Source organism: Bacillus sp. FSL L8-0099, assembly GCF_038006385.1.
Classification (GTDB): Bacteria; Bacillota; Bacilli; order Bacillales; family Bacillaceae_G; genus Bacillus_A; species Bacillus_A toyonensis.
This window is the reverse complement of the sequence record NZ_JBBOVC010000001.1, coordinates 5274101-5297828: the sequence shown is the minus strand read 5'-3', so window position 1 is coordinate 5297828 and position 23728 is coordinate 5274101. Positions and strand designations below refer to the sequence as shown.

Genomic DNA, 23728 nt, shown 5'->3' with positions numbered 1-23728 from the left:
CAGCTATTTTTTTACCAAGGAAGATATTTTTTCCACCAACTTGTTTTTTTCTTTTCTTCACTTGTTTTTTCAAATTCCTCTTTATCATCGACATGATCCATACAATATTCAGTAGGCTCGGTGCCTTTGGCGAAATACATTTTAACTGAAATTGGACAGTTCTTTGTAGCAATCTTGCCGTTTTCTGGGTTAATATTAACGGCTACGACATCACTTGGTTGTTTAAAATCCTTTTTAGGCTGTCCATCTAAGCCTTTCTCCATCGTATCGGTCCATATTTTTTTCGCATATCCTTGTTCTGCTACGTTTGAAATAGATTTAGGTTGATCGTATCCAACCCATACACCAGTTACAATTTGCGGAGTGAATCCAATCATCCAACTATCGGTTTCAGTAGAACCAGACTTTCCGGCATATGTTCTTGATAGTTTTGATAACATAGATTGACCAGTTACAGCGGCATAACTGCTTAATTTTTTATTAAACATACCAGTCATCATTTCTTCCATCACAAACGCTTTGCTCTTATCGAGAACTTGTTTGCTCTCCAAATGAGCATCGTATAACATGTTCCCTTCATGATCCATAATACGGCGAATAAAGATAGGTTTTACTTCTTTTCCACCGTTTGCGAACATACTATAAGCATTCACCATTTCAATTGGTTTTACAGGAGACGTACCGAGAGCTAGGGAAGGCACATCTTTTAATGCACTCTTAATTCCGAATTGCTTCGCTGTTTTTGCGAGCGTGTCATCACCTAAAAATAAATTTGTTTTCACAGCGTATATGTTATCAGAGACTGCGAGAGCTTGTGCCATCGTTACGAAATCATCTGCGTAATAATCTTTATAGTTTTTCGGTTTATACTTTGAAACACCGTCACCTAAAGTGAATACAGTGTATTCGCTTTTTAAGCGCGTAGCAGGGGTGAATCCTCGTTCCAAAGCTGCGTAATATAGAAAGGGTTTAAATGTAGATCCAGGCTGACGGACGGCTTGTGTAGCCCTGTTAAATTGACTCGTATTATAATCAGTTCCTCCAACAAGAGCAGCCACTTCACCTGTTTTTGGATTCATAGAGACGAGGGCAGTTTGTATGTTTGCTGTTTCAGGTATATGATCTTTGACAGCTTGTTCTGCTACAGATTGTAACTTAGGATCTAACGTTGTATAAATACGTAAGCCACCTCGTTGTAAGGCTTGCTCATCCAGTCCGATATCCCGAAGAAGAGAAGCTTGTACAGCATCTTGGAAATAAGGCGCAACCTCTGCTACTTTTTTCGTATCAAGCGAGGCAAAAGTTAGTGGTTCCTTTTTTGCAGAAGCTGCTTGCTGCTTCGTAATATAACCTTGTTCTACCATTTCATCTAATATGAGAGATTGACGTCCTTTAGCACGTTCTTCTTTTAAAAAGGGAGAGTAGACACTAGGTCCTTTTGGGATTCCTGCAAGCATACTGGCTTCTGCTAATGTTAATTCTTTTGCTGTTTTATCGAAATATAGACGAGACGCAGCTTCGATGCCATAAGCACCATGTCCGTAATAAATTGTATTTAAATAACCTTCTAAAATATGATTTTTATTATAATTCACTTCAAGGCGGACAGTATACATTGCCTCTAATAGTTTCCGTTTCCACGTTTTATCATGATCTAAATATAGATTACGTGCGTATTGTTGTGTAATCGTACTAGCACCTTGTACTTTTGCCATCGCTTTTAAATCAGCAACAATTGCACCTGCAATACGTTTCATATCGAAGCCATGATGCTTATAAAATCTTTGGTCTTCAATAGAAAGTGTCGCTTCTTTTACATAGGGAGAAATTTCATTAAGAGAGACATTGTAACGCTTTTGTATTTCGTTACTTTGTCCAATAACTGTATCATCATTCGCGTAAAAGACGCTTGTTTGCGGGACTGCGACAGGAGGTGGTCCCATAATTTTTGCAACTATAATAATAACAAAAAAGGAAAAAACGAAAAAAAGAACACAAGAAAACATTACGGTGAAGAAAAGACGTTTATATTTTTTAAGTTTTGGATTCATAGTTTGATTCATCTTTTTCAGCCCCTCATTAATACAAACATTATTGTATTAGTATTGAGGATTTTCATTTATTTTAAACAATGAAATTTTGAAAACAAAAAAGCCCCTTCAATTAAGAAAGGAGCTCGAAGGCACGTGCTGGCCAATCGGTGATGATGACATCTACACCATAATCAATCATCGTTTGTAAATCTTTGTATTCGTTAATTGTATAAGGGCGGAAAACGTACCCTTGTTTTTGTGCTAACTGTACGAATTCTTTAGTTAGTAGCTGAAAGTTTGGATGTAAACCAGTTGCTTCTCTAATTTTTGCTTCAGCAATAGGATCAGCAAGTGGCGTATCATATAAAATTGCCCTTGGGATTTCAGGAGCTATTTCTGCTAATAATGAAACAGAGTCATGGTTAAATGATGAGAATACAATTTGATTAGAAAGATGATATTCACGAACAAGTGCAACAACTTTCTCTTCAATATTTGGGTAGTGAATCACATCTGTTTTTAATTCGATATTTAGTTGTAAGTTCGTTGTGGAAAGCCAGATGAAAACTTCGCGTAACGTTGGGATTTTTGCTTCATGGAAAGAAGGGTCTTTATGGCTACCAGCGTCCAATGATTGTAGTTCCTCTACCGTTTTTTCAGAAACAATCCCTACGCCATTTGTTGTGCGATCCACTGTTTCATCGTGGATTACGACAAGTTCGCCATCTTTTGATAGATGAACATCAAGTTCAATCCCATGAGCGCCAATGCGTTCAGCTTCTTGGAAGGCGATCATCGTATTTTCTGGATGTGTTCCTTTTACCCCGCGGTGAGCGAAAATAAGTGGTTTATTCATGTGAAAATCTCCTTATCATCTCTTTTCCTTCATTATGAAACCGCTATGAGAAAAATACAATTTATATGAAAAAAATTTACAAAAGTCTAACAGTTGCACAAAAGTTAACGTTAACGTAAAATGTAATAATTGAGTGAAGGGAGGAATAAACATGTATAAAATTGATGAAGTAACAAAGCAAGTTGGTTTAACAAAGCGTACACTTCGTTATTATGAGGAAATTGGTTTAATTCATCCCCCGGGGCGTAGTGAGGGGAACATTCGGCTTTATACGGATGAGGATATTGCAAGAATTAAAAGGATCGTGGAAGCGAAAGAAGTATTAGGAATCACGCTTCAAGAAATGCAACATTTCTTATCGTTAAAAGAAAGAATGGAACAAAGAAGAAATAGCGAGAATCCTCGCGACCGCGAAGTGATTCAAGAAATTAAAGATATGCTTGAGAAACAAGTGCAAACGTTGGATGAAAAAATGGAGCAAATGCAGCGTGTAAAGGCAGAACTTGAAGATAGTTTACATCGTGCAGTGACATTTTTAGAGAGCACAAAAGGAGAGTGATTGAAATGGAGAGCAAACAAAAACTAGGGAGATTGATTACAGTGGTGGCTACTTTCCTTGCCTTTTCTGGTATAGGGGTAGTCGATCCAATCTTGCCAATTATTGCTGAGAAAATTGGTGCAACGCATTGGCAAGTTGAAATGTTATTTACCGCATATATTTTAACGATGGCAATTATGATGTTACCAGCTGGTATATTCGCATCAAGATTTGGTGATAAGCGCATGATGACAATCGGTCTTGCAATTGTAACTGTATTTGCGTTTATATGCGGTATATCGCAAACGATTGCTCAATTATCTCTTTTCCGTGCTGGATGGGGATTAGGAAATGCGATGTTTTTTGCTACAGCAATGACACTTTTAATAGCATTAAGTAAGGAGGTTCATGAAGCAGTAGGATTATATGAAGCAGCTATCGGTTTAGGAATGGCAGGTGGCCCATTGTTAGGTGGTATATTAGGTGGACATTCTTGGCGTTACCCATTTTTCGCAACGAGTATTTTAATTTTCTTAGCATTTATTTTAGTATTCTTTTTTGTAAAAGAACCGGAGCGAAAAGTGAAGCGTAAAGCAGCGGGCGTAGGTGAATTACTTAACTTGGTGAAATATAAACCGTTTATGCAAGGTGCGATTTCAGGGATGTTATACTACTACGGATTTTTCGTCGTGCTAGCATATTCACCACTTATTATGCACTTATCTGCTATTCAATTAGGATTTGTATTTTGTGGATGGGGATTAGCGTTAGCTTACGGTTCAGCAATTTTAGCACATAAGCTAGAAGGTAAATATGAACCGAAAACATTGTTAAAAGGTAGTTTACTCGCATTTGCGATTTTCTTAATTGCATTATTCTTTGTGAAAATTATGTGGTTACAAATCGTATTAATCGTTCTATCAGGATTAGCATCTGGTTTAAATAATGCATTATATACAAGCTATGTAATGGATATTTCACCTTATGAAAGATCTGTTACGTCAGGTGTTTATAACTTCGTTCGTTGGTTAGGAGGAGCGATTGCTCCTATTTTATCAGGAGTTATCGGACACACTGTTTCACCACAAAGTCCATTTTTAGTTGGTGGAGTTGTGGTATTAGTTGGTTGCGTTATGATCTTAATTCCGATTCGTAAACCGGAAGAAATAGAGACAAAAGCCCTTTCTTAAGAAAGGGTTTTCTTTCCTATTACAAGGCAAACCCTTTCCACATATATGTTAGAACCCTCTGACTAAAATATATTTTCGGTATTTTTGTACTTTTAACTATACATTTTGGATGTTTTGTTTTATTTTTGTTAGGGGACATTAATGATGTCCCTATTATAAATTTGCATTGAAAGGCGTGATTGTACGATGGAACTATGGTTCACTGAAAAACAAACAAAACATTTTGGGATTACGGCACGTATTAACCGCACATTACATACGGAGCAAACAGAATTCCAAAAACTTGATATGGTTGAAACGGAAGAGTTCGGAAACATGCTTATTTTAGATGGCATGGTTATGACAACAGAAAAAGATGAGTTCGTTTATCATGAAATGGTAGCGCACGTACCTTTATTTACACATCCAAACCCTGAAAACGTATTAGTTGTCGGTGGTGGTGATGGCGGTGTTATTCGTGAAGTGTTAAAACACCCAAGCGTAAAAAAAGCAACTCTTGTTGAAATTGATGGAAAAGTAATTGAGTACTCTAAACAGTACTTACCATCAATTGCAGGCGCATTAGATGATGAGCGTGTAGAGGTGAAAGTAGGAGACGGTTTCCTACACATCGCAGAAAGCGAAAATGAATATGACGTAATTATGGTAGATTCTACTGAGCCGGTAGGACCAGCAGTAAACTTATTTACGAAAGGTTTCTACGCTGGAATCTCTAAAGCGTTAAAAGAAGATGGTATTTTCGTTGCACAAACGGACAACCCTTGGTTCACACCAGAACTAATTACAACTGTGTTTAAAGACGTAAAAGAGATCTTCCCAATTACTCGTTTATACACAGCAAACATTCCAACGTATCCAAGTGGACTTTGGACATTCACAATCGGATCTAAAAAACATGATCCACTAGAAGTAAGTGAAGAGCGTTTCCACGAAATCGAAACGAAATACTACACAAAAGAATTACACAATGCAGCATTCGCATTACCGAAATTTGTTGGCGATTTAATTAAGTAAGAGCGTTAAATTGAAATAAATAAAGTGTAAGTAACTCATTTAAGGTGTTTGTCTAGAAGGCTTGAACATGCTAGTTACTTACACTGCTACAAATGAAGTAGTCTTCTTGTGATAACAAGAAGGCCCAGGTAAATCGAGAAAGAGGAGCAGTACGCTCCAAATTTGAGAAATAATGAAAGGTTGGGATACCTTAAGTTCCACATAAGGAGGAAAAGAATATGCGTTTTGATGAAGCTTATTCAGGTAAAGTATTTATTAAAAGTCATCCAAGTTTTGAAGAGTCAAAGGCGGTTATTTATGGGATGCCTATGGATTGGACAGTAAGTTTCCGTCCAGGATCTCGCTTTGGCCCTGCACGTATTCGTGAAGTATCAATCGGTCTTGAAGAATATAGTCCGTATTTAGATCGTGAACTAGAAGAGGTAAAATATTTTGATGCGGGTGATATCCCATTACCATTCGGAAATGCACAACGCAGCTTAGACATGATTGAAGAGTATGTATCAAAACTTTTAGATGCCGGTAAGTTTCCACTAGGTCTCGGCGGTGAGCACTTAGTGTCTTGGCCAATTTTTAAGGCAATGGCAAAAAAATATCCGGATTTAGCAATCATCCACATGGATGCTCATACTGATTTACGTGAATCGTATGAAGGGGAGCCTTTATCCCACTCTACACCAATTCGTAAAGTGTGTGATTTAATTGGTCCGGAAAACGTATATTCTTTCGGAATTCGTTCTGGAATGAAGGAAGAATTTGAATGGGCGAAAGAAGTAGGTATGAACTTATACAAATTTGACGTATTAGAGCCGTTAAAAGAAGTATTACCGAAACTTGCAGGACGTCCAGTCTATGTCACAATCGACATTGACGTATTAGACCCAGCTCATGCTCCTGGAACAGGAACGTTAGAGGCTGGAGGTATCACATCTAAAGAACTATTAGATTCCATCATGGCAATTGCAAATTCAAATATAAATGTAGTTGGAGCAGACTTAGTAGAAGTAGCTCCTGTCTACGACCATAGTGATCAAACACCAGTCGCAGCAAGCAAATTCGTGCGGGAAATGCTGCTCGGTTGGGTGAAGTAAAAGTGAAGCCGACTGTTTAGACCTGGTGACTAAAGTTCTTAGACGCAAGGGTCTAGGAGGCGTAACTGGATAGAATAAAAGCGAAAGCGGCTCGCCCAGAATCGCGGGCTTTTATTTTATCCGTTATGTGTCGGTAAGTCGATATATTAAAAAAATCGTCGATATAATCCCATTTACCATAGCAAGACATGAAAAAAAGAGTTATTCTCAAAAGGTGAGAATAACTCTTTTTCTTATGCAACCTTCTCTTCTGAAGCAATGCCGCGAATTTCATCAGCAGAGCGGATCGGATATTTGCGGAACACAATAGATCCGATGTATCCGACAATAGTGGTAACGATTCCACATAGTACAGCAGCGATCGTTACTTTTATAACGTCATTAAATCCAAACAAGACGAGAAGCCCTGGAATTGGTGATGCTGTTCCTGGCGCATTATTAACGAGCTGGAATAGCGATGTAATAATACCAGCAAGCGCGCCGCCAACGAAGTTTGTCATATAGATAGGAATTGGATTTGCTGAGACAACATCGGCTTGTGTTAAAGGCTCGATTGCTACAGCGATTGTATCTTTCTTTGAACAAATTTTTAATCGTTTAAAGAAAATAAAGTTCATCGGGGCTGAGGCCGCAACGGCAAGACTACCAATTGCCATTGGTAAACCTGTTAATCCAAGCATTGCAGTTAGTGCCATAGAACTTAATGGAGAGGTAGAAATAACTGTTATTAATCCACCAAGCATAATACCCATAATGATAGGACTTTCTGTAGTTGCAACTGAAATCATAGAACCGATTTTACCAAGTGTTGCGTTAACGAGTGGATCCATAAGCATGGCCATTCCACGTGAGATTGGTGCAGCAATAAATAGGATTGCTAAAAACTCTACACCAGCTGGTAATTTCTTTTCGAGAAATTTCACGACGAAGGCACAAACGTATCCAGCAAAAAATCCTGGTAAAATACCGAATCCACTAGTAGCGATACCGATTAAAACAGCGTATACGGGTGAAACGCCGATTGCTAATGCTACTAAAATTGCTGCTGCGACACCGCTCATACTACCAGAAGCTTCTCCTACTGATTGTAAAAAGTCATTATGAAACATTTCTCCACCTATATAACGGTGAAATGCTTCAATAAGAAAACTTGCGATTGCTGCATTAGCTAAAGCACCCATCGCCTTCATTCCGTAAGGCGCACGGTAACTGAAAAGTGTAAATAGACAAAGTACAACAAGTAATAGTGCTAAACCTTGCAAGATAGCCATTTGAAAACTGTCTCCTTTGATTTTTGTAATAAAAATTTGTATCATTCAATAATAATATAAAAGTTTGTGAAACGGAAAAATTTTTTATTGGGAAATTGCTGTAAGGTGAAAAACTCTTACAATAATGTAAGGAAAGTGTAAGGCATTTCGATAGAGTATAGTATGCTTTTTTTCGTATAATACAGGTATAGACATACGGTTAGTGAGAAAGTAGTGCAAACAGGAGGCGCATTTATGAAATTGGTAATTAAAGTTTTAGCTGTGTTCGCCATTATTTTAGGAGGAACAGCATATTATTTAAATACGAAAACAGAAGGTGTGCATGCTTTTGTAGACAACTTCTTTTCAAATAAAGAAATACAAGATTATTATGCTGTTATAGATAAAAGCGAGAAAAAAGACGATGAATATTTGTATACATTTAAAGGATATACAGAAGATGGAAATTTACAAGTTATTAAAAGAATGGTGAACCGTGAATTGCATACGGGTGCTTTTATAAAAATTTATGCAAAAGGTATGCAGGGAAAAGGATGGGCTGAAATCCCGAAAGAATCAATCCCACAAAAAGCGTTGCAAAAAATAGAAAAACCATAAAAGGAGCGAATCGTTCGCTCCTTTTTTAGTGCGTTAAGATGGTGATAGCTGAACTTTCTTTATTAGAAATGATTTTTGCACGTCCGCCAATTGGGAAAGTAAAGATCGGAGTTGTATGTCCGAAACTTGCATTCGCAATAATAGGGATATGTACAAGTTCAGGCTTTGAAGTAATCATTTCTTGAATGTCCTCTATCATACATTCTGCTCCTTTTTGCATTCTCCCTATAACGATACCTTTTACGTATTCAAAATCAGTTTGCTGCATAAGAGAATGTAAGTATCGATCGAAAGTTTTAAGTGTAGCTTTTCCTGTTAAACTATCTTCTTCAAGAAATAAAATTTTATCTCGTAAGCTTGGCATATACGGAGTACCTTGTAGTAAATGTAAAGTGCTCATATTTCCGCCAATAATATCCCCTGTAGCTCCTCCTTCTTGAATCGAAATATATCCTTCATTTTTAATAAATTCTCGATTTTCCTGATCTATATACCAAGAATCATCACTCCACGTTTCGGATGGTAGGATTTCAATAGAATCATTAGAAGTTAAGCATTTAAAAAAGTAATCGGTTGTATACGCGAGACCTTTCTCCATTCCAAATGAAGAGAAGTGAGGACCTGAATATGTAACAAGACCTGTTTTTGTATAAAGTGCGTTATGTAAAGCAGTAATGTCAGAATAGCCGCAGAAAAACTTTGGATTTTCGCGAATTAAATCGTAATCGAGATGTTTCAATAAGCCGTTAGAGTTATATCCGCCAAGTGTCGTCAAAATTGCTTTTACATTAGGGTCTCTAAATGCTTCGTGGAGGTCTTGAACACGTGAAGAAATAGAAGAGGAAGCGAATCGATCTATCTCATCAGCATATTTTGAGAATGTAACTTGAAAGCCCATGTCGGTTAATCTTTTTATAGCAAGGTTTCTGTTTTCATTTGAGACAATACTTAAACTACAAGATGGTGAAATAACTCTTATTTCATCCCCTTTTTTTAATTTTGTTGGTATCACAACATTCACCCCTTTAATTAAAAGAATATTTAGATTTAAAAAATATTTTATCATATGAAATAAAGTGAGGGTGAATTATTTTTTGAAAAGGAGTTTTCCTGATTTTTCAGCAGACAGACAGCATCTTTTTTTGATATGATAGGAAAAGTGATTTATTATAAGTAGTATTTAATATCTATAACATTTGAAAGGTGTGCAAGACGTGAAGAAACAACTTGCAGGCTTGCCGGTACACGTTCATTTCGTAACAGAAATCCGTGAAGGGGCGAGGAAGGAAACCGTTGCTTTTGAAGCAAATGGTCAATACTATGTAAAAGGTCAAGGTACATACGTAACATTCCAAGAGCCGAACGAACAAGGCGAAGTGAAGACAATTATAAAAATTCAAGATGAACAAGTTCTCATTATGCGTTCAGGTGCTATTTCTATGCGTCAGACGCATGTGAAAGGTGAATGGACAACTGGTACGTACACGAGTGAACTTGGTACGTTTGCACTGCAAACGAAAACTGATAACGTTCTTTTTAAATGGTCGGATGAAAAGAAAAAAGGACAACTCTTCTTAACGTACGCATTGCTTCTAAGTGAACAAGAAGCTGGCAGATATACAATTACAATTAACTTGAAGGAGGCAAAATAATGAATTCTTTAGAACAGGTAAAAGGATTGATTAAAGAAGAAATTCAAGCTGCTGTATTAAAGGCAGAATTAGCAACAGAAGAACAAATTCCAAACGTTGTATTAGAATCTCCAAAAGATAAAACAAATGGTGATTTCTCTACAAATATGGCAATGCAACTTGCACGTGTTGCGAAAAAAGCACCTCGTATGATTGCAGAAGAATTAGTTGCAAACTTCGATAAAGCAAAAGCTTCTATTGAAAAAATTGAAATCGCTGGTCCTGGTTTTATTAACTTCTATATGGATAATAGTTACTTAACAGACTTAATCCCAACAATCGTTAATGCTGGTGAAGCTTACGGTGAAACGAACACTGGTAAAGGTGAAAAAGTACAAATTGAGTTCGTATCTGCAAATCCAACAGGTGACCTTCACTTAGGACATGCACGCGGTGCTGCGGTAGGTGACACTTTATGTAACGTATTAGCAAAAGCAGGATACGATGTATCTCGTGAGTACTACATTAATGACGCGGGTAACCAAATTCATAATTTAGCTCTTTCTGTTGAAGCTCGTTACATGCAAGCGTTAGGTTTAGATAAAGAAATGCCAGAAGACGGTTACCACGGTGCAGATATTATCGGTATCGGTAAACGTTTAGCTGAAGAGTTTGGCGATCGTTATGCGAAAGCTGATGCAGAAGAAAGCTATGAGTTCTATCGTTCATACGGTTTGAAATATGAGTTAGCAAAACTTCAAAAAGACTTAGAGAGCTTCCGTGTTAAATTCGATGTATGGTTCTCAGAAACATCATTATACAAAAACGGAAAGATTGATCAGGCTCTTGCTGTATTAAAAGAGCGTGACGAAATCTTTGAAGAAGGCGGCGCAACTTGGTTCCGTTCAATGACTTACGGTGACGACAAAAACCGTGTATTAATTAAAAACGACGGTTCTTACACATACTTAACGCCAGATATCGCTTACCATCGCGACAAATTAGAGCGTGGTTTCGATAAATTAATCAACATTTGGGGTGCTGACCACCACGGTTACATTCCTCGTATGAAAGCTGCGATTCAAGCACTTGGTTACGATAAAGACACATTAGAAGTAGAAATCATCCAAATGGTACAACTATACCAAAACGGTGAAAAAATGAAGATGAGTAAGCGTACGGGTAAAGCAGTTACACTTCGTGAGCTTATGGAAGAAGTAGGCGTGGACGCAATGCGTTACTTCTTTGCAATGCGTAGCGGTGATTCTCATTTAGACTTCGATATGGACTTAGCTGTATCAAAATCTAATGAAAATCCAGTATACTATGCGCAATATGCACATGCTCGTGTATGCAGTATCCTTCGTCAAGGTGAAGAGTTAGGATTAGCTACAGGCGGAGACGTGAACTATAAACTTGTTACTTCTGAGAAAGAAGTAGAATTACTGAAAAAACTTGGTGAATTCCCAGCTGTAGTTGCGGATGCAGCGCAAAAACGTCTGCCACACCGCATTACAAACTATGCATTTGAATTAGCTGCAGCACTACACAGCTTCTACAATGCAGAGAAAGTATTAAACCAAGATAACTTAGAGTTAAGTAAAGCTCGTTACGAATTAATGAAAGCAGTACGAACTACACTTCAAAACGCACTAGCAATCGTAGGAGTATCTGCACCAGAAAAAATGTAATAGACAAAAGAAAAGATGCTTATTTTTGTTTAGAAGTGATATACGAGTTGACATAAAAACATCTATTCAATGTATAGACTGATTAGATGTCAAAGAAAGAAGACCAATGAAAAGCTGTATGGCTTGATAAGGGGAAGTTGAAACAGAAAAAGAGATGGCAAAGCTATCTCTTTTTCTGTGCCCAATTTTCTAATCTAAATATATGTGATAGTGATGAAGTGAAAATAGAAAAATACCAATTAACTATTGATTTTTAGGAACGATTCTAGAATAATAGACTGTTGGGGGTAAGATTATCAAAATCCATATATGTATTATTAGTTGTTGGAATGTTACTAGGAAATGGTGTGATTGTTTTGAAAGATATTGTTACAGCTATGCCAAATACTAAAATAACAATGCATCTAACCAAGTATCTAAACAATTAGTAATCAATCTTGAAAACTTCCAACTTAGTCAAGAAACTAGGGGTGGTATGTTTAAAATAGTACATATAGTACAATTAAAGTTTTCATGATTTGATAAAAAATAATGAAAGGATATAAATCTCTCGGTTTTGATAGTATCATCACATATAAGCTCATTTTAATTCTTCGACATAGCCATGGAACCCATTAGGCAAAGTGTTTTTTCTCGACACTCATTTATATACTCCAAAAATGAAAAGGCTGAATTTCGTATTTCTATACGATTTATATGAAATCAGTTGACAATCATACCCTTTTTTAGTTACCCCCAAATTCGTTCCACTGTATTCAAATTTGGAGAATATGACTTTCATCTTGCATAGGCAACCAATACTTCATCCAGAACGTTTTTAATTATATAATGCTTCTTGTTCTATTTGTTTCGGTGTGTAGGTTGGTTGTGTAACTAAACACAAAACGTTTTAACATATGCCCAATTTCACCTCAACTCATAATGACAGAAAACGCACCTTCAATGACATCTTTTAGAATACGAGTATCCTAGCATGTTTCACAGTCGTAACCTTCTTCGGCGGATATGCTAAATTCGATTATAGATTGTACTTCTTGGTATTCTTTAGGAGGATAAGTAAGGAAGTTGTCCAAATGCATATTTACTGTGAAATAGCTCTTCCATACTTGTCGGCAATGAATTTTTGTATTTATAGAGCAAGCGTTTGCGTTGGTGATGATAATAGCTATCAAACATATTTTAGTAGAGTGGCTTAATGACATTGATATAGTGGAATCTTTGTCATAGTATATTTGTTCTAGAATCTAGAAACATTTTATAGGGAGGATAACAGAAAGCATGTATTTAAAAAGGATAACTTCAATTTTTTCGATTATAATGATTTTCATGTTTACTATAGGTCAGAGTCTTTTACCTATAGTAGCAAACGCACAAGAATTAAATACATTAGGACTTGTGGATAGTTTTAAAATTGATAAAACAGATCTTTCTATCGGACAACGGACTAAAGTAACTATAAACTTCAGTGAAAAAGATAGTCTTAAGATGAAGCCTGGAGACACACTAACATTAACACTGCCTCCAGAATTAAAAGGATTAAATACAGAGTTTCTATTAGATGATTATGGTACTTGTAAAGTCACTGCAGGTACTGTGGTATGTACATTTAATGATAAAGTGAGTACACATCAAAATATTAAAGGGTATTTAAACTTTTTTGTGGAAGCTGCTAATGTAGGAACGGATGAAAAGAAAGAGATTGAAACCAATTTCGGTACAAATGTAGATAAGCAATCTGTAACAATTACCGGCCCAAGCAGTGGTGGGGGTACAGATCCTGGAAAGCCACCATTTTTTTATAAAACTGGTGATATGAACTCAGGTAAGAGCGATGAAGTACGTTGGTTCTTGAATATAAACTTGGCTAAAGAAGAGTTAAGTCGTGATATTGTTGTGACTGATAATTTACAGGAAGGTCAAACACTTAATAAGGATAGTTTCTATATAATTGTAGATGATTATATAGGTCGTCGATCTTTAACGCTACAAGAGCTTGAAAAGCAAGGTTACGGAACGATTACCTTTACTGGAGACAAATCATTTAAAGTTGTGCTTAATAAGGGTAAAGCGCGTCTTGCCTCCTTTTCGATTGGTTATACATCTACTATAACGGAAGCTGGGAAGAAGCAAGAGTTTTTTAAGAATGATTATACGATTGATTACCAAGTTCTAAACAAGGAACCAGTTACCGAATCGGGTACTCATCCAGTCGAAAATATGATAGCTGGCGGTGGTGCTGAAGGTAATGTGACTCCAAAAGGAACACTAAAAATTGTGAAGCATATTGAAGGGGATGAAGAAAAAGTAATCCCAAATGTTTCGTTTAAGTTGTATAAAGAGTCTGATGAACAAGTTGGAGATGTATATAAAACAGATGAAAAAGGGATAATTGAAATCCCTAATTTACAACCAGGTAAATATTATGTGAAAGAAGTTTCAGCTCCAGACTATGTTGATTTCGATCCTCAAGCAAAAGTAATTTTTGAAGTTAAATCAGATGCTGTAAATGGAGTTAAGTTGCCAATTCCGAATAAGGTGAAAACTACATCTATTGCAGGGACGAAGACGTGGAAAGGCGATAACGAGAAAGATCGTCCAAGTTCAATCAAAGTAGAATTACTACAAAATGAGGAAGTAGTAAACACGAAAGAAGTAACAGCGGCAGATGGTTGGAAATACAAATTTGACAACCTAGCAACGTATGATGCAAATGGAGTAGCGTACAAGTATGAAGTAAAAGAACAACCGATAGATGGATACACAACAGAAGTAAACGGTTATGATATTACAAATACAAAAGTGGTACAAAAAACCAAAGTAGAAGGAACGAAAACATGGAAGGACGGAAATGCGGAAGGTCGTCCAACGATGATTAAAGTAGACTTACTACAAAGCGGTACAGTGATTGCGACGCAAGAAGTAAGCGAAGCAACAGGCTGGAAATATGAATTTAAAGATTTGGCGATAAACGATGCAGACGGAAAAGCATATAAGTATGAAGTGAAAGAACAAGCAGTAGCCGGATACGAATCCAAAGTCAATGGTTATGACATCACGAATACAAAAGTAGGCAAGACATCAGTTGCAGGAATGAAGACGTGGAAAGGTGGCACAGAGGAAGAGCATAAAGCCATCAAAGTAGACTTACTACAAAATGATACAGTGATTGAGACACAAGAAGTAAGCAAAGAAACAGGTTGGAAGTATGAATTTAAAGATTTAGTAGCGTTCGATGCAAATGGAAAAGCATACAAGTATGAAGTGAAAGAACAGCCAGTAGCCGGATACCAATCTGACGTACACGGTTATGACATCATAAATACAAAAGTAGGCGAAACAAAAATAGAAGGAACGAAAACATGGAAAGACGATAACGCGAAAGATCGTCCGGAAATGATCAAAGTAGATCTTTTACAAAACGGTAAAGTAGTAGATACAAAAGAAGTAACAGCGGCAACAAACTGGAAGTATACGTTTGAAAAACTGCAAGCATACGATGCAAACGGAGTAGCGTACAAGTATGAAGTGAAAGAACAGCAGGTAGCCGGATACAAGTCTGAATTAAAAGGTTATGACATCACAAATACAAAAGTAGGCGAAACAAAAATAGAAGGAACGAAAACATGGAAAGACGATAATGCGAAAGATCGTCCGGAAATGATCAAAGTAGATCTTTTACAAAACGGTAAAGTAGTAGATACGAAAGAAGTAACAGCGGCAACAGAATGGAAGTACACATTTGAAAAACTTCAGGCATACGATGCAAACGGAGCAGCGTACAAGTATGAAGTGAAAGAACAAGCAGTACCAGGATATGAATCCAAAGTAAGTGGTACTGATATCACAAATACAAAAGTAGGCAAAACAAAAGTAGAAGGAACGAAGACATGGAACGACGGAAATGCAACAGACCGTCCGACAATGATCAAAGTAGACTTACTACAAAACGGGAATGTGATTCAAACACACGACGTACTAGCAGTATTGGGTTGGAAATATATATTCTCAGATCTAGAAGCATATGATGCGGAAGGAAAGGCTTACGAGTATACAGTGAAAGAACAGCCAGTACCAGGATATGAATCCAAAGTAAGTGGTACTGATATCACAAATACAAAAGTAGGTCAAACAAAAGTAGAAGGAACGAAGACATGGAACGACGATAACGCAACAGATCGTCCAGAAATGATTCAAGTAGACCTCTTACAAAATGGTACAGTGATTGCGACGCAAGAAGTAAGCAAAGTAACAGATTGGAAATATGAATTCAAAGATTTAGTAGCGTATGATGAAAATGGAGTAGCGTACAAGTATGGAGTGAAAGAACAAGCAGTAGCCGGATATGAATCCAAAGTAAATGGTACTGATATCACAAATACAAAAGTAGGCAAAACAAAAGTAGAAGGAACGAAAACATGGAAAGACGATAACGCGAAAGATCGTCCGGAAATGATCAAAGTAGACCTTTTACAAAATGGTACAGTGATTGCGACGCAAGAAGTAAGCAAAGCAACAGGCTGGAAATACGAATTCAAAGATTTAGCAGCATACGATGCAAATGGAGTAGCGTACAAGTATGAAGTGAAAGAACAAGCAGTAGCCGGATATGAATCCAAAGTAAATGGTACTGATATCACAAATACAAAAGTAGGCAAAACAAAAGTAGAAGGAACGAAAACATGGAAAGACGATAACGCGAAAGATCGTCCGGAAATGATCAAGGTGGATCTTTTACAAAACGGTAAAGTAGTAGATACAAAGGAAGTAACAGCGGCAACAAATTGGAAGTACACGTTTGAAAAACTACAGGCTTACGATGCAAACGGAGTAGCGTACAAGTATGAAGTGAAAGAACAGCCAGTAGCCGGATATGAATCCCAAGTAAGTGGTACTGACATCACAAATACAAAAGTAGCGAAATTGACAGTAGAAGGAACAAAAACATGGAACGATAACAACGCAACAGATCGTCCAAGCACAATCAAAGTAGACTTACTACAAAACGGTAAAGTAGTAGATACAAAAGAAGTAACAGCGGCAACAAACTGGAAATATGCATTTGCAGATGTAGAAGCATATGACGCAAATGGAGTAGCGTACAAGTATGAAGTGAAGGAACAGCCAGTAGTGGGATATCAATCTGACGTACACGGTTATGACATCACGAATACAAAAGTGGGCGAAACGAAAGTAGAAGGAACAAAGACGTGGAACGATAACAACGCAACAGATCGTCCAAGCTCGATTAAAGTAGACTTACTACAAAACGGTAAAGTAGTAGATACAAAAGAAGTAACAGCGGCAACAAATTGGAAGTACACGTTTGAAAAACTACAGGCTTACGATGCAAACGGAGTAGCGTACAAGTATGAAGTGAAAGAACAGCCAGTAGCCGGATATGAATCCCAAGTAAGTGGTACTGACATCACAAATACAAAAGTAGCGAAATTGACAGTAGAAGGAACAAAAACATGGAACGATAACAACGCAACAGATCGTCCAAGCACAATCAAAGTAGACTTACTACAAAACGGTAAAGTAGTAGATACAAAAGAAGTAACAGCGGCAACAAACTGGAAATATGCATTTGCAGATGTAGAAGCATATGACGCAAATGGAGTAGCGTACAAGTATGAAGTGAAGGAACAGCCAGTAGTGGGATATCAATCTGACGTACACGGTTATGACATCACGAATACAAAAGTGGGCGAAACGAAAGTAGAAGGAACAAAGACGTGGAACGATAACAACGCAACAGATCGTCCAAGCTCGATTAAAGTAGACTTACTACAAAACGGTAAAGTAGTAGATACAAAAGAAGTAACAGCGGCAACAAATTGGAAGTACACGTTTGAAAAACTCCAAGCATACGATGCAAACGGATTAGCATACAAGTATGAAGTGAAGGAACAACCAGTAGCCGGATACCAATCTGACGTACATGGTTATGACATTACAAATACAAAAGTAGGTGAAACAAAAGTAGAAGGAACGAAAACATGGAAAGACGATAATGCGAAAGATCGTCCGAAAATGATTAAAGTAGACCTTCTACAAAATGGTACAGTGATTGCCACGCAAGAAGTAAGCGAAGCAACAGGCTGGAAATACGAATTCAAAGATTTAGCAGCATATGATGAAAATGGAGTAGCGTACAAGTATGAAGTGAAGGAACAACCGGTAGATGGATACGAATCCAAAGTCAATGGTTATGACATCACGAATACAAAAGTAGGCGAAACAAAAGTAGAAGGAACGAAAACATGGAAAGACGATAACGCGAAAGATCGTCCGGAAATGATCAAAGTAGATCTTTTACAAAACGGTAAAGTAGTAGATACAAAAGAAGTAACAGCGGCAACAAATTGGAAGTACACGTTTGAAAAACTGCAAGCATACGATGCAAACGGAGTAGCGTACAAGTATGAAGTGAAAGAACAAGCAGTAGCCGGATATGAATCCAAAGTAAATGGTACTGATATCACAAATACAAAAGTAGGCGAAACAAAAGTAGAAGGAACGAAAACATGGAAAGACGATAACGCGAAAGATCGTCCGGAAATGATCAAGGTGGATCTTTTACAAAACGGTAAAGTAGTAGATACAAAGGAAGTAACAGCGGCAACAAATTGGAAGTACACGTTTGAAAAACTGCAAGCATACGATGCAAACGGAGTAGCGTACAAGTATGAAGTGAAGGAACAACCGGTAGATGGATACGAATCCAAAGTAAATGGTTATGACATCACGAATACAAAAGTAGGCGAAACAAAAGTAGAAGGAACGAAAACATGGAAAGACGATAACGCGAAAGATCGTCCGGAAATGATCAAAGTAGATCTTTTACAAAACGGTAAAGTAGTAGATACAAAGGAAGTAACAGCGGCAACAAATTGGAAGTACACGTTTGAAAAACTGCAAGCATACGATGCAAATGGAGTAGCGTATAAGTATGAAGTGAAAGAACAACCGGTAGATGGATACGAATCCAAAGTCAATGGTTATGACATCACGAATACAAAAGCAGGCGAAACAAAAGTAGAAGGAACGAAAACATGGAAAGACGATAACGCGAAAGATCGTCCGGAAATGATCAAAGTAGATCTTTTACAAAACGGTAAAGTAGTAGATACAAAGGAAGTAACAGCGGCAACAAATTGGAAGTACACGTTTGAAAAACTGCAAGCATACGATGCAAATGGAGTAGCGTATAAGTATGAAGTGAAAGAACAACCAGTAGCCGGATACCAATCTGACGTACATGGTTATGACATCACAAATACAAAAGTAGGTGAAACAAAAGTAGAAGGAACGAAAACATGGAAAGACGATAACGCGAAAGATCGTCCGAAAATGATTAAAGTAGACCTTCTACAAAATGGTACAGTGATTGCCACGCAAGAAGTAAGCGAAGCAACAGGCTGGAAATACGAATTCAAAGATTTAGCAGCATACGATGCAAATGGAGTAGCGTACAAGTATGAAGTGAAAGAACAACCAGTAGCCGGATACCAATCTGACGTACATGGTTATGACATCACAAATACAAAAGTAGGTGAAACAAAAGTAGAAGGAACGAAAACATGGAAAGACGATAACGCGAAAGATCGTCCGGAAATGATTAAAGTAGACCTTCTACAAAATGGTACAGTGATTGCCACGCAAGAAGTAAGCAAAGCAACAGGCTGGAAATACGAATTCAAAGATTTAGCAGCATACGATGCAAATGGAGTAGCGTATAAGTATGAAGTGAAAGAACAACCAGTAGCCGGATACCAATCTGACGTACATGGTTATGACATCACAAATACAAAAGTAGGTGAAACAAAAGTAGAAGGAACGAAAACATGGAAAGACGATAACGCGAAAGATCGTCCGAAAATGATTAAAGTAGACCTTCTACAAAATGGTACAGTGATTGCCACGCAAGAAGTAAGCGAAGCAACAGGCTGGAAATACGAATTCAAAGATTTAGCAGCATACGATGCAAATGGAGTAGCGTACAAGTATGAAGTGAAAGAACAACCAGTAGCCGGATACCAATCTGACGTACATGGTTATGACATCACAAATACAAAAGTAGGTGAAACAAAAGTAGAAGGAACGAAAACATGGAAAGACGATAACGCGAAAGATCGTCCGGAAATGATTAAAGTAGACCTTCTACAAAATGGTACAGTGATTGCCACGCAAGAAGTAAGCAAAGCAACAGGCTGGAAATACGAATTCAAAGATTTAGCAGCATACGATGCAAATGGAGTAGCGTACAAGTATGAAGTGAAAGAACAACCAGTAGCCGGATACCAATCTGACGTACATGGTTATGACATCACAAATACAAAAATCAAGGAAGAACCAAATGTAGATCCAAAAGATCCAAGCGCAAATCCAAAAGATCCAAGCACAGATCCGAAAGATCCAAACACAAATGCAGACGAAAATAGCGATTCAAAAGTTCCACCTACTACAGAAAATGATAAGCCAACATTACTTCCCAACACAGGAGGAACATCAGCAGAAATGAGTTCAATTCTTGGAGGTATGGTATTGTTCCTTTTAGGTGGAATCCTACTCGCTCGTCAGCGAATAAAATAATAAAAAAGCTTTAGATTATTGATTACACTGTAATCTGAGTAGCTGACAAATTAAAAAATTACTATTGATATTGCTCCCTTTGGGTAAGTATTCAAAAACACTTCACGATAAAGTGAAGGGAAGAATGCAGCCTGAAGGGTTTTTTTTATAGAAAAAAGAGAGCAATTTCAAGGTGGACTCAATCAGCGGCCCTAAAGTAATAACAAAACCGTCTTTAAAAAGCCTATTATCCACTGGGCCATAAGCTTAGAGCGTGGTATCGCATGTAATGTAAGGTCAATGCTATACAATAAATGTGTTTTTATTTATATATTACGATTTTAATTATACACGATAATACCATGTAATAAATATGCTTTTATGCATATTTGTTTTTTTTTTCTTTTTCAATAAATAGCCACCGATTAATCGGTGGCTTGAAATAGTATTAAGCGGCTTTTTGTTCTGTTTTCAGGGTAGATTGAAGGCTATTATAGACGCCTGTACCAATGACCTCTAATGCCATTTTCATACGTTCTAGCGAAATATTTTCTAATACGTTATCTTGGGGTGTGTGATATACCTTTTCAATATGATAGATTAATGGATTCCAACTATCGACGCCCATCCAAATAAATAGTGCAGAAGGAATACCGACTTCAGCAAACGGTACATGATCACTAGAGCCAAATTTCCCTTGTTGTACGAGATCATTATTTAACTGTTTACCTGCTTGCAAGGCTGCGTCTGTTACAAGGTTTGGAGAACCGTTAGGCGTCATAGCATATAAATTTTTTGCCTTATCGTAATTTGTTGCAACCATGTCTGCGTTAAAGACACCTAAAATTCGATCACGTTCTTTTTGGGATAGACTATTAACGTAATAATCGGAGCCGAGTAAGCCAGTCTCTTCAGAACCAAAAGCAATAAAACGAATTTCTTTATCAGTTTCTACATTTTGAAAAGCACGAGCTAACTCTAATACTAATCCTGTACCAGAAGCATTATCGTTTGCTCCAGGTGCTCCAATGACACTATCATAGTGCGAACTTACAACGACAGCTTTTTCATTACCTGTACTGTTTTTTGGTTTCTTTTTAGCGATGACGTTTAAAGATTTTAAATTAGATTCATGTCTCGCTTTTAGGGAAAGAATTGTTGACCCTTTTTTAGCGATTTCTTCTTTAAATGCATTTCCTTGCGCATAAGCAAGACCGAAGACAGGGACAGACAGCTTTTTCGTTAGGCGAGGATTGAAAGTTTGTCCGTAGTTTCCACGACCGCCAATTAAACTGTATAAAAGAACACCTTTTGCTCCTTTACTAACAGCGTTTTCAACTTGTTTATTGTAGTCTGCAACTGTTGTTCCTCTTTCAAATAGAACAATCTTTCCATTTACTTCATTTGGAATATCCTCTAATTTTGTCCCACCTTGAACAAAGATAAGAGGAGCTGTAACAGTTTCTGTAGAAATTAGTGCGTTAGGAGCAGCGCCAGCTTGCCAATTACGCTTTGTGGATAATGGGGATTCAATAAAGCCAACGTATTGATCCGGCACTTGAAATGGCTGATATTCTACTTCATAACCCATTGATTTAAGTTGCATACCAACGTAGCGAGAACCCCATTCTTCTGATTTTGTTCCACCAGGGCGAGGACCAATTGTTTCGGATAAGAAACGGATGTGTTCGATGGCGCGACTTGCATCAACTTGTTTTGTGATAGGTGAAGTCTGTGTGATTTCTGACGTGGAATCAGCTTTGACTTGTCCAATTGGAGCCAAGCTAACAGCGAGTGATACAGCAAGCAAAGAGCTTACTATTTTTTGTTTTAAAGATTTTTTCATTTTTTCCTCTCCTATTCTTCTATTCTCTCTGACTGACAAAAGAAGACGGATAACGACTTTATTTTACCTTTATATTTTTTATTTTTCAATATTCTGACATTGATAAATAAAAAATACTATATGCATATTTGCATATTTTTGATGGAGATATGTATGCTATCATTTTAAATGAAGGTTCGCTTTCTGCTTGGAAAGCTCCTACATTGCATGAATCTAGTGTACCCAAACTTTAGATTATGTAGAGAAAAGAATCCACTGTAGGGTTTCTTTTCTCATGTTTGAATCATGTGATGATAAATATGTTTCCGCATTTCATAATTATCATCAGTGATATATGTAAGGCATCCATATGAAAATACGAGGCTGTTCAAAGGTTTTCCGTACTTTTGGGCAGCCTCACCCCGTTAAAAAGGTGATGCTTTGATGCATCACCTTTTATTTATATAAATTTTTGCATACCTAAAAGTAATAAAAAATAGCCGTTTGGTAGGTTTCTGCTACCAAACGGCTATTTTTTATATTTCTGTTAAAATTATCGGCTCACCACGTGTTACGACAACTGTATGTTCACATTGTGCAACAAGGCTTTTGTCAGGAGTAACGAATGTCCAACCGTCATCACCGCGTTCGATAATATGATCAGCTTTCATAGAGATAAATGGCTCTACAGCGATAACAAGACCGTCTTTTAGAAGCGCACTATCCATTGGATCATAATAGCTTAAAATGTGGTTTGGTGCTTCATGTAAACTAAGACCGATACCATGACCAGTTAAGTTTTGAATAACATTGTATCCACTTTTATGTGCGAAGTTTGAAACCGCACGACCAATTTGATTTTGTTTTGAACCAGCTTTAACTTTTTTCATTGCTGCCCAAAATGCGTCAACAGCTGCTTGGCAAAGTTTTTCTTTTTCTTCGTCTTTCCCAAGTACAAATGAGATACCCGTATCTGCATAATAACCATCAAGTGCGGCAGATACGTCGACGTTTACTAAGTCGCCTTCTTTTAATACACGATCTCCTGGAATGCCGTGAGCAACTTCTTCATTTACACTAATGCAAGTTACACCAGGGAAATCATATTCTTTTTCAGGTGCAGAAATAGCACCATGCTCATCTAATACTTTTTTACCGATCAAATCAAGCTCTCTCGTTGTCATACCTGGCTTCGCTTCTTTTTTCATTTCTTCACGTGCAAGCGCAACGATGCGGCCGATTTTTCGTAAGCTTTCTAAATCCTGTTCATTACGAATAATCATGAAAACCACTGTCCTTCCTCGAATATATATCTTACCCGATTGTATCATGTTTATTTTCGTCCTGCTACTCGCTTGCGGTATGCGGGTTGATTCCTCACACAAAGAATACATGACAATTGTCATATCGATGTCAT

At 37.3% G+C, this 23728-nt stretch carries 14 protein-coding genes; 8 read left to right on the top strand and 6 right to left on the bottom strand.

Features of this window, described 5'->3' with window-relative positions; genetic code table 11:
• Nucleotides 1-11 precede the first annotated feature (11 nt).
• Nucleotides 12-2063, bottom strand: coding sequence for a transglycosylase domain-containing protein (locus MHH42_RS27070; protein WP_001077069.1), 2052 nt, complete (start codon nt 2061-2063; stop codon nt 12-14).
• A gap of 100 nt (nt 2064-2163) precedes the next feature.
• Nucleotides 2164-2889: a glycerophosphodiester phosphodiesterase gene (locus MHH42_RS27065; RefSeq protein ID WP_001039761.1), complete on the bottom strand. Its 726-nt coding sequence runs from the start codon at nt 2887-2889 to the stop codon at nt 2164-2166.
• 151 nt (nt 2890-3040) lie between these two features.
• On the opposite strand from MHH42_RS27065, the gene MHH42_RS27060 reads away from it, so the two are divergent.
• The 4 genes from MHH42_RS27060 (at nt 3041) to speB (ending at nt 6722) form a co-directional block, all read left to right on the top strand.
• A complete protein-coding gene (locus MHH42_RS27060; RefSeq protein ID WP_070174000.1) occupies nt 3041-3448 on the top strand; it encodes a MerR family transcriptional regulator in 408 nt (135 codons plus the stop codon).
• Nucleotides 3449-3453: 5 nt separating this feature from the next.
• Nucleotides 3454-4617, top strand: a complete 1164-nt coding sequence (locus MHH42_RS27055; protein ID WP_070173999.1) for an MFS transporter — start codon at nt 3454-3456, stop codon at nt 4615-4617.
• 186 nt (nt 4618-4803) lie between these two features.
• Entirely contained in the window at nt 4804-5631 is an 828-nt protein-coding gene (speE, locus tag MHH42_RS27050; RefSeq protein ID WP_000424693.1) for a polyamine aminopropyltransferase, read from the top strand.
• A 218-nt stretch (nt 5632-5849) separates the two neighbouring features.
• Nucleotides 5850-6722 (top strand): agmatinase, encoded by an 873-nt coding sequence (gene speB, locus MHH42_RS27045; RefSeq protein WP_001209829.1) that lies wholly within the window; start codon nt 5850-5852, stop codon nt 6720-6722.
• Nucleotides 6723-6955: 233 nt separating this feature from the next.
• On the opposite strand, the gene MHH42_RS27040 is transcribed toward speB, so the two are convergent.
• Complete coding sequence (locus MHH42_RS27040) at nt 6956-7993, bottom strand: PTS sugar transporter subunit IIC (RefSeq protein WP_000996326.1); 1038 nt, start codon at nt 7991-7993, stop codon at nt 6956-6958.
• A 234-nt stretch (nt 7994-8227) separates the two neighbouring features.
• On the opposite strand from MHH42_RS27040, the gene MHH42_RS27035 reads away from it, so the two are divergent.
• Entirely contained in the window at nt 8228-8590 is a 363-nt protein-coding gene (locus MHH42_RS27035) for a YxeA family protein (protein ID WP_000779927.1), read from the top strand.
• 25 nt (nt 8591-8615) lie between these two features.
• On the opposite strand, the gene MHH42_RS27030 is transcribed toward MHH42_RS27035, so the two are convergent.
• Nucleotides 8616-9656 carry a S66 family peptidase gene (locus tag MHH42_RS27030; RefSeq protein ID WP_139138358.1) on the bottom strand — a complete coding sequence of 347 codons (1041 nt, stop codon included), beginning with the start codon at nt 9654-9656 and terminating at the stop codon, nt 8616-8618.
• A 148-nt stretch (nt 9657-9804) separates the two neighbouring features.
• Between MHH42_RS27030 and MHH42_RS27025 the strand changes: the two genes are divergently transcribed.
• The 3 genes from MHH42_RS27025 to MHH42_RS27015 all read left to right on the top strand — a co-directional run bounded on the left by MHH42_RS27025 (nt 9805) and on the right by MHH42_RS27015 (nt 20507).
• Nucleotides 9805-10242: a DUF1934 domain-containing protein gene (locus MHH42_RS27025; protein WP_000744343.1), complete on the top strand. Its 438-nt coding sequence runs from the start codon at nt 9805-9807 to the stop codon at nt 10240-10242.
• On the top strand, nt 10242-11912 hold the full coding sequence (argS, locus tag MHH42_RS27020; protein WP_001086439.1) for an arginine--tRNA ligase: 1671 nt from the start codon (nt 10242-10244) through the stop codon (nt 11910-11912). The genes MHH42_RS27025 and argS overlap by 1 nt, the downstream gene beginning before the upstream one ends.
• Nucleotides 11913-13190: 1278 nt before the next feature.
• A complete protein-coding gene (locus MHH42_RS27015; RefSeq protein ID WP_340894647.1) occupies nt 13191-20507 on the top strand; it encodes a Cna B-type domain-containing protein in 7317 nt (2438 codons plus the stop codon).
• A gap of 427 nt (nt 20508-20934) precedes the next feature.
• On the opposite strand, the gene MHH42_RS27010 is transcribed toward MHH42_RS27015, so the two are convergent.
• The gene (locus tag MHH42_RS27010; protein ID WP_070173995.1) at nt 20935-22332 is read right to left on the bottom strand and encodes a M28 family metallopeptidase; all 1398 of its coding nucleotides are present in this window, start codon (nt 22330-22332) and stop codon (nt 20935-20937) included.
• A 515-nt stretch (nt 22333-22847) separates the two neighbouring features.
• Nucleotides 22848-23642, bottom strand: coding sequence for a type I methionyl aminopeptidase (gene map / locus MHH42_RS27005; RefSeq protein ID WP_139138356.1), 795 nt, complete (start codon nt 23640-23642; stop codon nt 22848-22850).
• Nucleotides 23643-23728: the final 86 nt, after the last annotated feature.

Coding starts and splice junctions, on each gene's coding strand:
- MHH42_RS27070 (WP_001077069.1), bottom strand. CDS start 2,063: ATGAATCAAACTATGAATCCAAAACTTAAAAAATATAAACGTCTTTTC.
- MHH42_RS27065 (WP_001039761.1), bottom strand. CDS start 2,889: ATGAATAAACCACTTATTTTCGCTCACCGCGGGGTAAAAGGAACACAT.
- MHH42_RS27060 (WP_070174000.1), top strand. CDS start 3,041: ATGTATAAAATTGATGAAGTAACAAAGCAAGTTGGTTTAACAAAGCGT.
- MHH42_RS27055 (WP_070173999.1), top strand. CDS start 3,454: ATGGAGAGCAAACAAAAACTAGGGAGATTGATTACAGTGGTGGCTACT.
- speE (WP_000424693.1), top strand. CDS start 4,804: ATGGAACTATGGTTCACTGAAAAACAAACAAAACATTTTGGGATTACG.
- speB (WP_001209829.1), top strand. CDS start 5,850: ATGCGTTTTGATGAAGCTTATTCAGGTAAAGTATTTATTAAAAGTCAT.
- MHH42_RS27040 (WP_000996326.1), bottom strand. CDS start 7,993: ATGGCTATCTTGCAAGGTTTAGCACTATTACTTGTTGTACTTTGTCTA.
- MHH42_RS27035 (WP_000779927.1), top strand. CDS start 8,228: ATGAAATTGGTAATTAAAGTTTTAGCTGTGTTCGCCATTATTTTAGGA.
- MHH42_RS27030 (WP_139138358.1), bottom strand. CDS start 9,656: ATGATAAAATATTTTTTAAATCTAAATATTCTTTTAATTAAAGGGGTG.
- argS (WP_001086439.1), top strand. CDS start 10,242: ATGAATTCTTTAGAACAGGTAAAAGGATTGATTAAAGAAGAAATTCAA.
- MHH42_RS27015 (WP_340894647.1), top strand. CDS start 13,191: ATGTATTTAAAAAGGATAACTTCAATTTTTTCGATTATAATGATTTTC.
- MHH42_RS27010 (WP_070173995.1), bottom strand. CDS start 22,332: ATGAAAAAATCTTTAAAACAAAAAATAGTAAGCTCTTTGCTTGCTGTA.
- map (WP_139138356.1), bottom strand. CDS start 23,642: ATGATACAATCGGGTAAGATATATATTCGAGGAAGGACAGTGGTTTTC.